General features: G+C 69.6%; 12 protein-coding genes. All 12 read left to right on the forward strand.

Going from position 1 to position 13,805, the window contains the following annotated elements; translation table 11 throughout:
• Positions 1-69: 69 nt before the first annotated feature.
• Entirely contained in the window at positions 70-1,992 is a 1,923-nt protein-coding gene (locus tag JIX55_RS49305) for a pectinesterase family protein (protein ID WP_257561370.1), read from the forward strand.
• Between the two features lie 467 nt (positions 1,993-2,459).
• Positions 2,460-2,627, forward strand: a complete 168-nt coding sequence (locus JIX55_RS49310) for a hypothetical protein (protein ID WP_257561369.1) — start codon at positions 2,460-2,462, stop codon at positions 2,625-2,627.
• A 297-nt stretch (positions 2,628-2,924) separates the two neighbouring features.
• Complete coding sequence (locus JIX55_RS49315) at positions 2,925-3,572, forward strand: GntR family transcriptional regulator (RefSeq protein ID WP_257561368.1); 648 nt, start codon at positions 2,925-2,927, stop codon at positions 3,570-3,572.
• Between the two features lie 46 nt (positions 3,573-3,618).
• Entirely contained in the window at positions 3,619-4,860 is a 1,242-nt protein-coding gene (locus tag JIX55_RS49320; RefSeq protein ID WP_257561367.1) for a cytochrome P450, read from the forward strand.
• Positions 4,857-5,717, forward strand: coding sequence for an SDR family NAD(P)-dependent oxidoreductase (locus tag JIX55_RS49325; RefSeq protein WP_257561366.1), 861 nt, complete (start codon positions 4,857-4,859; stop codon positions 5,715-5,717). Before JIX55_RS49320 ends, JIX55_RS49325 begins: the two co-directional genes overlap by 4 nt.
• A 184-nt stretch (positions 5,718-5,901) precedes the next feature.
• Positions 5,902-7,038 (forward strand): thiolase family protein, encoded by a 1,137-nt coding sequence (locus JIX55_RS49330; RefSeq protein WP_257561365.1) that lies wholly within the window; start codon positions 5,902-5,904, stop codon positions 7,036-7,038.
• Between the two features lie 8 nt (positions 7,039-7,046).
• Positions 7,047-7,460, forward strand: a complete 414-nt coding sequence (locus tag JIX55_RS49335; protein ID WP_257561364.1) for a Zn-ribbon domain-containing OB-fold protein — start codon at positions 7,047-7,049, stop codon at positions 7,458-7,460.
• Positions 7,457-8,263, forward strand: a complete 807-nt coding sequence (locus tag JIX55_RS49340; RefSeq protein ID WP_257561363.1) for an enoyl-CoA hydratase/isomerase family protein — start codon at positions 7,457-7,459, stop codon at positions 8,261-8,263. Before JIX55_RS49335 ends, JIX55_RS49340 begins: the two co-directional genes overlap by 4 nt.
• Positions 8,263-10,572, forward strand: a complete 2,310-nt coding sequence (locus JIX55_RS49345; RefSeq protein WP_257561362.1) for a CaiB/BaiF CoA-transferase family protein — start codon at positions 8,263-8,265, stop codon at positions 10,570-10,572. Before JIX55_RS49340 ends, JIX55_RS49345 begins: the two co-directional genes overlap by 1 nt.
• A 47-nt stretch (positions 10,573-10,619) precedes the next feature.
• Positions 10,620-10,943, forward strand: a complete 324-nt coding sequence (locus JIX55_RS49350; RefSeq protein WP_257561361.1) for a 2Fe-2S iron-sulfur cluster-binding protein — start codon at positions 10,620-10,622, stop codon at positions 10,941-10,943.
• 17 nt (positions 10,944-10,960) lie between these two features.
• Positions 10,961-12,205, forward strand: coding sequence for an NAD(P)/FAD-dependent oxidoreductase (locus JIX55_RS49355; protein WP_257561360.1), 1,245 nt, complete (start codon positions 10,961-10,963; stop codon positions 12,203-12,205).
• 36 nt (positions 12,206-12,241) lie between these two features.
• The gene (locus JIX55_RS49360) at positions 12,242-13,777 is read left to right on the forward strand and encodes an aldehyde dehydrogenase (RefSeq protein ID WP_257561359.1); all 1,536 of its coding nucleotides are present in this window, start codon (positions 12,242-12,244) and stop codon (positions 13,775-13,777) included.
• Positions 13,778-13,805 lie beyond the last annotated feature (28 nt).

A 13,805-nucleotide genomic window follows, 5' to 3' on the forward strand; every position in this document is an offset into this window, starting at 1 on the left:
CCGGGGCGGGGCCAGGGCCCGTACAAATACCCATGGCTTCGGGGAAGACCCCGAACTGAGCCTTACGGCATGACTGACACCGAAGCGCGGGGACACCTTCCCCGGAGATCATTTCTGACCAGTGCCATCGCTGTGGTGGCCGCCGGCACGCTGGCCGGCGGCCTGGTGGTCGCCGCCGCCCCTGCGGCCGACGCTCTGGACGGCGCGAACTTCACCTGGATGATCAGCAGCGAGATGGCCGAAGCCAAGGTTGGCTACGCCAACATGCTCAATGCCATCAGGCAAGCGGTCAGGGGCGGCCGAGTCGGTTCCATGGGCGGCCCCCCTATCGACGTCACCGACAGGAACGGAGCCGGCCAGTACATCACCATCGACCTGCACGCCGAGAACGGGATCCAGTTCGCCCGATTGTTCATGCGCCGGTCGGACTCCTACATCATGGGATGGCGGGGTGGCATCGTGGACGGTGGTGGCACTGTGACCTGGCACCGCTTCTTCACACTGGACCCCGCAGCGGCGCCGGGCGGCGCCGCTGCGCTGCCGGGCGCCACGGTCACCAACACGATCAGGGTTCACGAGACGCTGGGGAGCTACACCGCCCTCGCGCAGCAGGGCGCCACCCGCGATGGCATGCAAATCACTCCCGCCAGCCTCAGCAACGCCGTGCAGAGGCTGGAGGGCGCCGATTCCGAGAGCGGCTCGGCGACCCCCACGACACGGGAGCTTGCGCAGGCGATCCTCCAGGTGATCGTGGGGGTCGCCGAAGCCTCTCGGTTCCGGGAACAAGCGCGTGAAACCGCGGTGGCGTTCGGCAGGGGCGTGGCGTTCGCCCTTACCGCGACACACAGGGAGTTCCACAACAACTGGGGCAGGATCAGCAGGGCGGCCCTGCTTGCGGTCATGGCGGGGAGCGCTGTCCTGGCGGCTCCTCTCGAAGTCGCCGGCATCGTCATCGCGACCGTGGCGGTCGCTGCGCAGTACGTCATGACCGCCCACCACTCGGACCTCGACACCAGGGGCAAGCACCTGTCCGAGGGCGCCCTGCTGTATGTCTCGCCGGACGGCGACGGCGACCACTGGACCGTGCAGGCCGCAATCGACGACGTTCCCGACAGCGGCGCGAACACCATCCTCATCAGCAAGGGCGTCTACCACGAGGTCATCAGCGTTTCGAGCAGCAAGTCCTGGCTGACGATCCAGGGCGTCACCGGCATCCGTGGGGATGTCACCATCTACAACACCAGATGCCACGGGATGATCAACCCCGAGACCGGCCTGAAGTACGGCACCCAGGGCAGCGCCGTGGCCACCTTCAGACCGCCCAACCTGACCGTCAAGGACCTCACGATCAGCAACACGTTCGACCGCGCGGCCCACCCGGAGATCAGCCCGTACGAGACCCAGGCCGTCGCAGTCGCCGCCATGGGTGACCGGCAGGTGTTCGACAACGTCGCGATCCTGAGCCGCCAGGACACTCTGCTCGTCAAGGGGGAGACGCCCACGACCCAGGCCCGGCAGTACTTCTACAACTGCCTGATCCGGGGCGACGTGGACTTCATCTTCGGCAACGCCACCGCGGTGATCGACCAGTCCCAGATAGTCATGTACCAATGGCCCGGCGGCACGATGCTGGCGCCGAACACCGACTACAGGAAGAAGTACGGCATCCTCGTCACCCACAGCTGGGTGATTTCCAATAACGTGCCGGCGCGTTCGATGTACCTCGGCCGACCGTGGCACAACGTGCCGGAGGCCCACCCCCAGGCGGTGGTCCGTAACACCAACATTTACCCCCACATCAATGAGACGCACCCGTGGACCGACATGGTCCCCGAGTACCCCTGGTCGTGGGCCCGGTTCAAGGAGTACCAGAACACCGGCACCGGAGCCGGCGTCGGCTCCAACGCACCGAAGCTGACCGACGCCGAGGCCGCCGACTACACCGCCCAGAAGTACCTGGCCGGCACCGACGGCTGGAACCCGGTCCGGTGACCATGGCCGAGGTGACAGGCACATTGCCCGCCGGCAGTGTGCCCGCCGCGGCGCAGTGAACCATGGCGGGGTCGGGACAGCGCGACTGTCCCGGCCCCGCCGCCACGTCCTGCGACAGCCTCCGGCCGAGCATGCCACCGCGCCTGTAACCCACGGGCCCAGGGCCGACCTCGCGGGCATCGACCGGAACCCGGCCCGGTGTCCGGCGACGGTCTGACCAACAGAGGCGTGCCCCGGCAGCGGTTCCGGAAGTCGGCGTGTCGCCGTGGACGTCCTGTCGTCCGGCCATGAGGAACGAACTGCCGTGGCATTGCTCGGTGTCGACCCGCACAAGTCCTCTCACACCGCTACCGATGCCGATCCTGTCTGGATTCAGCAGGCGGGCTCGGCGAGGATCGAGGCGAACCTGGCGGACTACCGGTGGCTCCTGTCCTGGGGCCGCCGCCTGGTCGCAGCGCAGGTGGGCGGTGGAGGACGCCAACCGGCTCGGCCGCCACCTGGCCCAGTGGCTCGTCGCTCGCAGCGAGACCGTTGTCGACGTTCCGGCCTCGGCGACCAGCCGCGTCCGTCAGCTCACCTGTGGCGGTGGCCGCAAGAACGACCGGATCAACCCTGCCGCCGGGGCCACAGCCTAGGTACCTGCCCAGGCCACAGCCTAGGTACCTGCCCTGTTGACGGAGGGGCGCCCCGCAGGCATCCGTCATGGCGTTGATCGATGGGCCGAAGTCCCGCCTGGTCTGCGGAATCGTCGCCCCGCACTTGTGTATCTGGATCTCGGCGACCCAACTCCTTCGCGCAGTGCCGTGTACAAGAAGGTCCCCTCCGCCCCATTGACGATCGCTCCTGGTACACGGCACTCTGTATTCCGTCATACAAAGTTCATCCCTGGGAAGCAGAGGTGTGACGTGGCCGGGTCTGGACTCGATCTTCGGGTGACGCAGGACAAGCTCGTACGGGACAAGGTGGTCGACGCGCTGCGTCAGGCCATCCTGGACGGGGCCCTGCAGCCTGGTCGCAGACTCACCGAGCGGGAGTTGACCGAGCTCACCGGGGTGAGTCGCACGTCCGTGCGGGAGGCGCTGAGGCGGCTCCAGGCCGAAGGGCTGGTCGAGGAGTCGCCCAGCCGAGGACTGCGGGTGACCACTCCGACCGCGGAGGAGATCGAACAGATCTATGAGATCCGCGCCGAACTCGAGCCGCTCGCGGTGCGCTTGTTCGTGGAGCGTGCCACCCAGGAGGAAGTGGATGAACTCGCCTCCGTCACCCAAGAGTTGAACCCTGGGGGTGACGCCAACAAGGACGTGCTGGACCGCTTCGACGGGATCCTGCTCGCCGGCTGTCGCAACCCCATGCTGGCGGAGCTGCTCGGCGGCCTGTACAGCCGGATCCACGCCCTGCGCCGCATCTCGGCCGCCACCCCTGGCCGTATGACCGTCACCAAGCAGGAGTACGCCGATCTCATCGAGGCGATCCGGCGCCGTTCCGCCGCCGACGCGGCGGAGGTGGCCCGTCGGCACGTCTCCGCGGCCAGAGCGTCCGCGAGGGTCGCGATGAGCCTTTTGACGCAAGAAGCCGACTAAGGACGACGAAGCGGCAAGAACACCAAGAGCACAAGGAAGTGCAGCAATGACTACGGACACCATCGCCCCTGCGATACCAGATCTGTCGGACCCGGCGACCTTCGCCTCCGGCGTACCCCATCAGATCTTCGACGCGGTCAGGCAGATGCCCGGGTTGTACTGGCAGCCGGCGAAGGCGGGCACGCTCAACGGCGGTTTCTGGTGCGTCACCCGGCACGCCGACATCGTCGAGATCGAGCGGAACCCTGAGGTCTTCAGTTCCCAGTGGGGGCCGTTCTTCCCGACCCTGCCCGCGCCGCATCCCGAGTTCAGCCACAACATCATGTACAACGACCCGCCGGAGCACAGCCGTCTGCGCCGGGCCGCCGCCCGTTCCTTCGGACCGCGGGTCATCGCCAACTTCGACACCTGGGTCCGCGAGATCGTCGTGGAGGTGCTGGAGGACATCACCGCCCGTGGCGAGGTCAACTGGGTGGGCGACGTAGCGGCCATCGTCCCGTCCCGCGTCATCGCACGGGTGATCGGCGTGCCGCACCAGGACCGCCAGCGCATCGTGGACTGGACACTCACGATCTTCGACGCCGCGGAGCAGCCCAACGGCGGCGAGTCCATACTGGCGCTGCTTCCGGACGTCCAGGCGTACCTGGAAGAGCTGCGTATGGACAAGCTGCGAGACCCTCAGGACGACTTCGCCACCGTGCTCGCCCAGTGCGCCGAGCGCGGTGAGATCAGTCAGCCGGAGTACCTGCACTACCTCACCCTGCTCCTCATCGCCGGATTCGAGACGACTCACACGGTCATAGCCCAGTCGATGCGGCTGGTCCTGGAGGACCCGCAGATCGCCGATGCCGCCGACCGGGCCGTCGCCGCCGACAACCTGGGTGGGCTGGTCGACGAGTTCCTGCGTTACGTCACCCCGGCCATGAACATGGCTCGCACGGTGACCAGGGATGTCGACTTCCACGGCACACAGATGCGCAAGGGCGACCTGGTGCAGTTGTTCTTCACCGCCGCCAACCGTGACCCGGCCGTCTTCGTCGACCCGCACCGCTTCGAGCCGTCCCGGACCTCGAACGAGCACATGGCCTTCGGTAACGGTCCGCACCACTGCATCGGCAAGAATCTCGCCAAGCTGGAACTCAAGATCCTCTTCGAGGAGATGCACCGCCGCGGTGTCGCCATCGCCCCGAACGGCGAGCCCAGGCGCGGGTGGAGCACCTTCATCAACAAGCTTCTGTCCATGCCCGTCGTCGTCACCACGGCCGGTCCGCAGGAGGTTCGCTCATGAGCACTCTGACGGATGTCGTCGTCGTCGTGACCGGAGGCGCCACCGGCGTCGGACTGGCCCTCGCCCGCGAGGCCGCGGCCCGCGGTGCCCGGGTGATGATCGCGGACGTGGGGGACGCGGCCGCAGCGGTGGAGAGCCTGCGGGCCGACGGTGCCGCAGCGGAGTGGATGCGGACCGACACCTCGGACTATGCGCAGGTCAAGAAGTTGACTGAGGCCACCGTCGAGCGGTTCGGCGCTGTCAACGTGGTGTGCAACAACGCCGGCATCGGTGTGGCCGGTGCACTACAGGACGTGGACCCGGGCGAGGCGAAACGTCTCTTCGACGTCAACGTGCTGGGCATGTTCCACGTCGTCCACGCCTTCGCACCGCTGCTGAAGGACGCCGCCGCGCGAGGCGGACCGGCGTACATCCTGAACACCGGTTCCGAGCACTCTCTCGGCGTTCCGCCGCACGTGATGCCCATGAGTACATACACCGCGTCGAAGTACGCCGCACTCGGCCTCACCGACACGGCACGCCGTGACCTGAAGGACTTCGGGGTCGGCGTCTCCCTCCTCGCCCCCGGCTGGGTCCGCACCGAGCGGGTCAGGGCGCTCGTCGCCGCCGATCCGCACGTGGCCGCCGCCATCGAACCGTTCGCCCAGGAGTCCGCCGAGGTGGCCGGCATGGCCTTCGACGGCCTGCTGAAGGGCACGGCGGTCATCGCCACCAACCCGCACAGCCGCGCCTTCGCCATGGAGCACGCGCGCGACCTCATGGCCGACATCCAGGCTCTTCCCCTCCTGGACGGTCCGGACGACCACGCTCACAACGGCACGGGCGACGCGTCCAAGTGCCCCTTCTCCCAGGGCTGAGCAGACCCCTTCGCCGCCCGCGCCACCGGCGCGTGACAGTCGGCACCCAGGGTCACCCGCCCCCTCTGTTTCTCCGCTTCACCCTTCCACCTTTCCGCGATCGGCGGCCGCGCAGCGGAAACGCGCATCACGGCCCATCGCGTTCATCCGTCATTCCCGCATGACCACGACCCAGGACTGAACCATGCCTGAACGAAGGCAAGTTGCGATCGTCGGCGTCGGCCAGACCGACTTCGGCGCCCTCTACGCCAACAAGGACGCGCGCCGCGACGCCTACGCCCTCGGCGCGCAGGCCCTGCGCCTCGCGCTCGACGACGCCGGCCTGCGCAAGGACGAGGTCGACGGCCTCCTCACCGCCCGTATCCACTACGAGCACGGCGCCCATGTGCTCGGCATCCCCAACCCCCGTGTCATCAACGCCCTGGAGGGATCCGGCCGCATGAGCGGCGTCGCCGTCCAGCACGCCGTATCCCTGATCGAGACCGGTCAGGCCGACGTCGTGGCCTGCGTGTACGGCAACAACGGCCGCTCGGTGAAGATGACTTACGGCGGTGCCTACACCGACAGCCCCACCACCCGCTACGACGCGATGTACGGCATGACCTCCCCGGGCGCGTACGTCGGCATGATGTACCGCCGCTACGCGCACGACTACGGCGTGCCCGACGGTGCCCTCTCCGCGATCGCGATCAACAACCGCCGCAACGCCGCCCTGAATCCGGTGGCCGTGATGCGCGAGGAGATCACCGAGGAGCAGTACCTGGGGTCCCGTTACATCGCGGACCCGTTGCGTCTGTACGACTACTGCATCATCAACGACGGCGGCGTCGCGCTGATCCTCACCACCATGGAGAAGGCCCGCGACCTGGCCAAGCGGCCGGTACGGGTGGCGGCCACCGCCGCGCGCGCCGCCGTCAGCAACTACTACACGAGCACGGACTTCTTCCACTCCGCCTCCCAGGACGTGGCCCGGCGCGTGTACGCGGCCTCGGGCTATGGCCCGCAGGACATGGACTGCCTGCAGATCTACGACAACTTCACGCCCACCGTCCTGTTCAGCCTGGAGGGCTTCGATCACGCGCCGCGTGGCGAGGCCTGGAAGTGGGCGACCGGTGACCGCATCGCGCGCGACGGCGAGATGCCGGTGAACACCGCCGGTGGGCACACCGGCGAGAGCTACATGCAGGGCTGGGGGCACCACGTGGAGGCCGTGCGCCAGATCCGCGGCGAGGCCGGCCCCCGCCAGGTGGCGGACTGCAACGTCGCCCAGTACATCTGCGCCTCGCCCATCACCACTTCGCACGTCCTGGTCGGGGAGTGAGCAAGCCCATGGACAACCAGAAACTCATCGAGATGCTCCCACCGGTCACGGACGCCAACCGTGCCTTCTGGGAGGGCACCCTCGCCGGTGAACTCCGGCTCCAGTACGGCGATTCGGGAACGCCCCGCTACCCCGAGTCGCCGGTGGACCCGGTGACCCTCGGCGAGGACTTCGAATGGCGAGCCGTCAGCGGCAGGGCCACGTTGTGGTCCTGGATCGTCATGCACCAGAAGTACTTCCCTGCCTTCGCCGACGAGGTTCCCCACCTGGTGGCCTTCGCCCAACTGGAGGAGGGGCCGCATCTGATGACCACCCTCCTCGACCCGCCGGAGCATCTGGAGTGCGGCATGCCGCTGGAGGTCGTCTTCGAGCAGATCTCCGAGGACCGGGCCATCCCGAAGTTCAAGGTGGTGTCCGGATGAACGCCACCACGACCTCCCCGGCGGAGACGGAACAGGTCGTCCTCATCGAGCACTTGGACAACGGGATCTCCCGTATCCGCTTCAACCGCCCCCACAAGCGCAACGCCATGAACCGGGCGGCCCGCGTAGGGATCGTGCGCGCTCTCGACGAGTGCCGGGGCCGCTCCAAGGTGATCATCCTGACCGGCAACGGCCCCGCCTTCTGCGCCGGCGTCGACCTCAAGGAGGGCGACGTCAGCACCGGGGACGCGGAACTCGACCGGCGCAGTGAGTGGGCGGCCGTGCAGGAGGAGATCCGCAACCACCCTGCCATCATCATCGCCGCCGTCAACGGCATCGCCCTCGGCGGCGGTTCCACCCTGATCAACGTTGCCGACCTTGCTGTCGCGGCCGACGAAGCCCAGATAGGCATGCCGGAGATCGGCTTCGGCCTCTACCCGACCCTCGCGGGCCCGGCCGCCCAACTGCGGCTCAAGCCCAAGCACGCGGCCTGGCTGGTGCTCACCGCCGAGCGCATCGACGGCCCCACGGCGGCGGAGTGGGGGCTGGTCAACCTCGCCGTTCCCCTGGAGGAACTCGACGCAGCGGCCACCGCCCTCGCCGAACGCGTCGCCTCCTTCGACGCGACCGCGCTGGAATGGTCGAAGAAGGCGCTGTGGAAGATCCCCGGCGAGATCTCCGAGTGGACCGAGGCCATCTCCTACGGGCATGAGATCGCCGATGAACTCCGCGCCCGCAGCACCGCTCTGGCCGAGGGCCTCGGCCGGTTCCGGTCGGGCGAGCGCAACCCGGGGCAGGGCTGATGTCCGGGCAGCGCACCTTCCGGGTGGTCGAGGTCACCGAGTCGGTTGCGGGAGCGGCGTGCGGACGCCTGTTCGCCGCCCTCGGCCACGACGTGCTGCTGTGCGAACCGCCCACCGGCACGCCGCTGCGGGCCAGGGAGTTCACCTTCGCGGCCCTGGGCGCCGGCAAGCGCAGCGCCGTCCTCCGCCCCGAGCAGCTGGCCGCCGACGAGACGAGCCCGCTCGCCACGGCCGACGTCCTGATCACCGATCTCACGCCGGCCGCGGCGGCCGCCGAGGGCCTGGACTTTGACCAGCTCCGGCAACGGTTCCCCCGGCTGGTCACGGTCTCGCTCACCGCATTCGGGCTCACCGGAGCGTATGCCGAGAGCATCGGCGACAGCCTCCTGGCGGAGGCGTACGGCGGACTGGCCACCATGGTCGGTGAGCCGGATCGGCGCCCGCTGAGCCTGGGTGGCGAACAGAGTGCGCACTCGGCCGCCTTCGTCGGCCTGTACGGCGCCATGCTCGCCCTGCGCCACCGTGACCGCACGGGACACGGCGACGTCGTCGAGGTCGCTCTGAGTGACGTCGCCGCCTCTATGGACTGGAAGAGCGACGTCCTCCACGATCTCGGCGGTGGGGCCTCGAAGCGTGCGGGCTCCTCGCAGGGCGGCTGGCGCGTGGTGCGGGCCAAGGACGGCTGGGTCGGAGTGATCTTCTCCGCACACCAGTGGCCGGCCCTCGTCGAGCTCTTCGGCGACCCGCGCCTGAGCGCACCCGGCCTCGACGACCCCGAGCAGCGTGCCCGGCGCTCGCAGGAGTGGTGGGCCGTGATCGCGGAGGCGGCGGCAAGCCGTGAGGCCGTGGAGCTGTACACCGAGGCGCAGCGCCTCGGACTGCCCTTCGGCCATGCCGCCGATGCCGAGAGGCTGATGGCCGACGAACAGCTCCGTACCAGGGGCTTCGTCCTTCCGCCCGGCATGCGCCGCAGGGACGCCCCCGTGGTCGGCCTCCCGTGGACCGTGCCTGGGGCGACCTCATCCACGGTCGTGGCACCCCGGTTGGGCGACGACGGTGGCAGTCTCACGACCGGGCCACGACCGGTGGCGGTCCGCACGCCGCGTGCGCGCGTGGCCGCGCGGCACAGGGACGCGGCACCCCTGGACGGTCTGGTCGTTCTCGACTTCGGCACCATCACAGCCGGGGCGGCCACGAGCCGGCTGCTCGCCGACTACGGCGCGACCGTGATCAAGATCGAGTCGCAGGGCCGCCCGGATCCGTTCCGGGCGTGGGTGATGCCGGGCAGCGCAGACAGGGCGGCCGGGGCACAGGCACCGGCCTCGCCGATGTTCGCCTCCAACAACGCCGGCAAGCGCGGTCTGAGCCTCGATCTGAAGACCGAACACGGCCGGGCCGTCGCTCACCGGCTCATCCGCAGGGCGGATGTCCTGGTCGAGAACTTCCGGGTGGGCGTCACCGCCCGCATGGGCGTCGACTACGCCACCGCCCACCGACTCAACCCCGATCTGGTCTACCTGTCCCTGTCCAGTCAGGGCGTCTTCGGGCCCGAGGCCTCGTACGGCTCCTTCGGTTCGACCCTCGACCTGCTCTCCGGCCTCGCGGCCGTCACGGGCTACCCGGGGGAGCGGCCCATGTGGTCGGGCGGCGATGTCAACTACCCGGACCAGATGGTGTCCTTCGTCGGCGCCGCCCTGGTCGCGGACGCCGTCACCAGCGGCCGGCACGGTATCCACCTGGACGTCTCGCAGCGGGAGGCCGTCGCCTGGACCCTGGCCGGTCAGCTCGGAGAGTACGTCTGGACGGGGCGGCTGCCCGCCCCGGACGGCAACCGCCGCCCTGGCGCCACCCCTCACGACACCTATCCCACCGCGGAGCCCGACAGCTGGCTGGCGATCGCCTGCACCAGCGCCGGTCACCGCCGGGCGCTGGCCGAGGTGATCACCAAACTGCCCGGCCACGAGCCGGAGAACTGGTGGCTGAACCACCAGGACACCGTCGACGCGGCCATCTCGGAGTGGACGGCCCGGCACCCCCGTGACAAGGCCGTGGCGCGACTGCGCCGCGCGGGTGTTCCCGCCGTGCCCGTGAACACCGCGGCAGACCGCGCCCGGGACCCCCGTTACCGCGAGCGCCGCGCTGCGCTGCGTGTCCCGGAGTGGCTGAAGGGATTCCCCATGATCCTGCACGGCCACACGCCGCCCGACCCCGCTCCCGCACCCGCCCTCGGCGACAACGCGGAGCACCTGGACGACGACACCCTCGACGCGCTCCTCGGCGGCGTCGACCGGCCGTCGTTCCCCCACTGACCCCTCTCCCGCACCCCGCACCCGCGCAACCTGATCAGGAGACCGCCATGCCCCGTGTCGTATTCGTCCGTCCGGACGGGACCAAGCAGGAGGCCGACGCCGCCGACGGAGCCTCTGTCATGCAGGCCGCCACAGCCAACCTGGTGCCGGGCATCGTCGCCGAATGCGGCGGTGAGCTGTCCTGCGCCACTTGCCACGTCTTCGTGGACGAGCAGTGGCTCGGGGCGCTGTCCGCGCGCTCGGAGGACGAGGAGGAGATGCTGGAGGCGACCTCCGAGGAGCCCACCGACGCCAGCCGACTGTGCTGCCAGATCACGCTGGACGCCTCGCTCGACGGCATCGTCGTGCACATCCCGACGACCCAGAAGTAGGACCGGGGGAGCACACCATGCACATCGAACCCACTGCGACCGACCGTATCGTCGTGGTCGGCGGCGGTCAGGCCGGCGCGGACTTCGTCGCCGCCCTGCGCATGGGCGGCCACCAGGGCCCCGTGACCCTCGTCGGCGAGGAACCCGGCTACCCCTACGCCCGCCCGCCGCTGTCAAAGGCGTACCTGTCCGGCAAGGCCACGGCCGAGGACCTGCACATCCGGCCGCCCGCCATGTACGAGCAGCAGGGCATCGACCTGCGCACCGGCACCCGAGTGACCGCGATCGACCGGACCGCCCGCCACGTGGTCCTCGCGGACGGTGAGCGGCTGCCGTACGCGCACCTGGTGCTCGCCACCGGCGGGCGGGCGCGCAGACTGCCCGCCCCCGGACTCGACGACGCGCCCAACGTCCACTACCTCAGGACCCTCGCCGACGTGGCCGCCATGCGGCACCGTTTCGTGCCGGGCGCCCGGCTGGTCGTCGTCGGCGGCGGCTACGTCGGGCTCGAAGTGGCCGCGGTCGCCCGGCAACTCGGCCTTGACGTGACGGTTCTGGAGGCGCTCCCCCGTGTCCTGGCCCGGGTGACCGCGCCGCAGGTCTCCGCGTTCTACCAGCGGGTGCACACCGAGGAAGGCGTGGACATCCGCGTCGACACCGCGGTGACCGGCTTCGCCTTCGCCCCCGACGGCTCGGTGGCCGCCGTGGAACTCAAGAGCGGCGAGCGAATCGACGCCGACCTTGTCCTCGTCGGCATCGGCCTGGTCCCCAACACCGAACTCGCCGAGCAGGCCGGACTCGCCGTCGACAATGGCATCGTCGTGGACGAGCACTGCCGGACCGAGGACCCCGCCGTCCTCGCCATCGGCGACTGCACCAGCCACCCCTGCGGTGAGCACGGCGGACGCCGCCGACTGGAGTCGGTGCCCAACGCCTCCGAACAGGCGCGGGTCGCCGCCGCCACCGTGACCGGCAGCCTTCAGCCGTACACCGCCATCCCGTGGTTCTGGTCCGACCAGTACGACGTCAAGCTCCAGACCACAGGGCTGTCCACCGGCTACGACGAGGTCGTCATCCGTGGCACCACCGAGACCGGGCGGTCGTTCGCGGCCTTCTACCTCAAACAGGGCCAGGTCCGCGCCGCAGACGTGGTCTGCAGCCCCCGGGACTTCACCGCCGCCAGAAAGCTGGTCGCGGCACGGGCCCGGGTCGCCCCCGAAGCGCTCCGGGACCTGTCGGTCCCCCTCAAGCAACTGCTCTGAGCCACGCGGAGAACCACTCAGATGGGAAAACGAGAAATGACGGACCACACGGCGGCCCCAGCGGCCTCCTCACGCTCGGAGCGCTTCCCGGCCGGGATGGACCGCGACTACCTGATGCTCATCGACGGCGAGTGGGTCTCCGCCTCCGACGGCGAGACCTTCTCCTGCCTCGACCCGTACGAGAACCGTTCCTGGGGCCGCGTCCCCGCCGCCACCGCGGAGGACGTCGACCGGGCCGTACGCGCCGCCCGGCGGGCCTTCGACGAGGACGGCTGGTCCCACACCCCTGCCGGACTGCGCGCAGGCCTGCTGCGCAAGCTCGCCGACCTGATCGAGGAGCACGCCGAGGAACTGGCCTTCATCCAGATCCACGAGAACGGCAAACTCATCAGCGAGATGCTGCCCGGAGCGCGGGCCATGGCGGCCCACGCCCGCTACGTGGCGGGGCTCGCGGAGAACCACCACGGCTCCACCCTCCCCGCCCACCCCGGCTTCACCGCATACACCGTGCCCGAACCGGTCGGCGTCGTCGCGGCGATCACCCCGTGGAACTCACCGCTGACCCTGCTGTCGTGGAAGCTGTTCCCCGCGCTCGCGGCCGGATGCACGCTCGTCATCAAGCCGTCCGAGGTGACCCCCACCTCCACCCTCCGCCTGGCCGAACTCTGCGAGCAGGCCGGCTACCCCAAGGGCGTTGTCAACGTCGTCACCGGCTTCGGGCAGCCCACCGGCGCCGCGCTGACGGGCCACCCCGGCGTCGACAAGATCGCGTTCACCGGCTCCACCGCCGCGGGCAAGGCCATGCTCAACGCCGCCGCACCCCGCATCGGGCGGGTCACCCTGGAACTCGGCGGAAAGTCACCCAACATCGTCTTCTCCGACGCCGATCTCGACAACGCCGTGCACGGCGCCATGGGCGGCATCTTCGCGGCGACGGGGCAAACCTGCATGGCCGGATCCCGGGTCCTGGTCGAGGACAGCGTGTACGACGAGTTCGTCGACGCCCTGTCGGCGGCTGCGGACAAGCTGGTCCTGGGCGACCCGCTCGACCCGGCGACCGACGTGGGCCCGCTCGCCTGCCGCAACCAGTTCGACAAGGTCCTCGACTACATCGACATCGGACAGTCCGAAGGGGCGCGCCTGGCCGCCGGCGGCGTCCGGGACGCCTCCACCACGGAACTGGCCCGCGGCCTCTTCGTCCGGCCCACCGTCTTCTCCGGCGTCGACAACTCCTCGCGGCTTGCCCAGGAGGAGATCTTCGGGCCGGTGGCCAGTGTCGTGCGGTTCAGCGGCGAGGACGACGCGGCCCGGCTCGCCAACGACGTCGACTTCGGTCTCGCCGCCGCTGTGTGGACCCGGGACATCGGCCGCGCCCACCGCATGGTCAAGCGGCTGCGCGCCGGCACGGTCTGGGTCAACGCCTACCGCGTCGTCCACTACGCAGTGCCCTTCGGCGGGTTCAAGCAGAGCGGCATCGGCCGCGAACTCGGCCCCGACGCACTCGACGACTACACCGAGACCAAGTCCGTCTGGATCGACGAGGGCAACCCGCAGATGTTCGGCCGCCACTGACATGCGCCACCACGACAAGGGAGTTCCC

Origin of the sequence: Streptomyces sp. DSM 40750, from assembly GCF_024612035.1 — a bacterium.
Lineage (GTDB): Bacteria > Actinomycetota > Actinomycetes > Streptomycetales > Streptomycetaceae > Streptomyces.

Excerpts from the sequence above, each read along its gene's own strand:
- JIX55_RS49335 (WP_257561364.1), top strand. The coding sequence starts at position 7,047 with ATGGACAACCAGAAACTCATCGAGATGCTCCCACCGGTCACGGACGCC.
- JIX55_RS49320 (WP_257561367.1), top strand. The coding sequence starts at position 3,619 with ATGACTACGGACACCATCGCCCCTGCGATACCAGATCTGTCGGACCCG.
- JIX55_RS49305 (WP_257561370.1), top strand. The coding sequence starts at position 70 with ATGACTGACACCGAAGCGCGGGGACACCTTCCCCGGAGATCATTTCTG.
- JIX55_RS49350 (WP_257561361.1), top strand. The coding sequence starts at position 10,620 with ATGCCCCGTGTCGTATTCGTCCGTCCGGACGGGACCAAGCAGGAGGCC.
- JIX55_RS49345 (WP_257561362.1), top strand. The coding sequence starts at position 8,263 with ATGTCCGGGCAGCGCACCTTCCGGGTGGTCGAGGTCACCGAGTCGGTT.
- JIX55_RS49355 (WP_257561360.1), top strand. The coding sequence starts at position 10,961 with ATGCACATCGAACCCACTGCGACCGACCGTATCGTCGTGGTCGGCGGC.
- JIX55_RS49360 (WP_257561359.1), top strand. The coding sequence starts at position 12,242 with ATGACGGACCACACGGCGGCCCCAGCGGCCTCCTCACGCTCGGAGCGC.
- JIX55_RS49325 (WP_257561366.1), top strand. The coding sequence starts at position 4,857 with ATGAGCACTCTGACGGATGTCGTCGTCGTCGTGACCGGAGGCGCCACC.
- JIX55_RS49340 (WP_257561363.1), top strand. The coding sequence starts at position 7,457 with ATGAACGCCACCACGACCTCCCCGGCGGAGACGGAACAGGTCGTCCTC.
- JIX55_RS49330 (WP_257561365.1), top strand. The coding sequence starts at position 5,902 with ATGCCTGAACGAAGGCAAGTTGCGATCGTCGGCGTCGGCCAGACCGAC.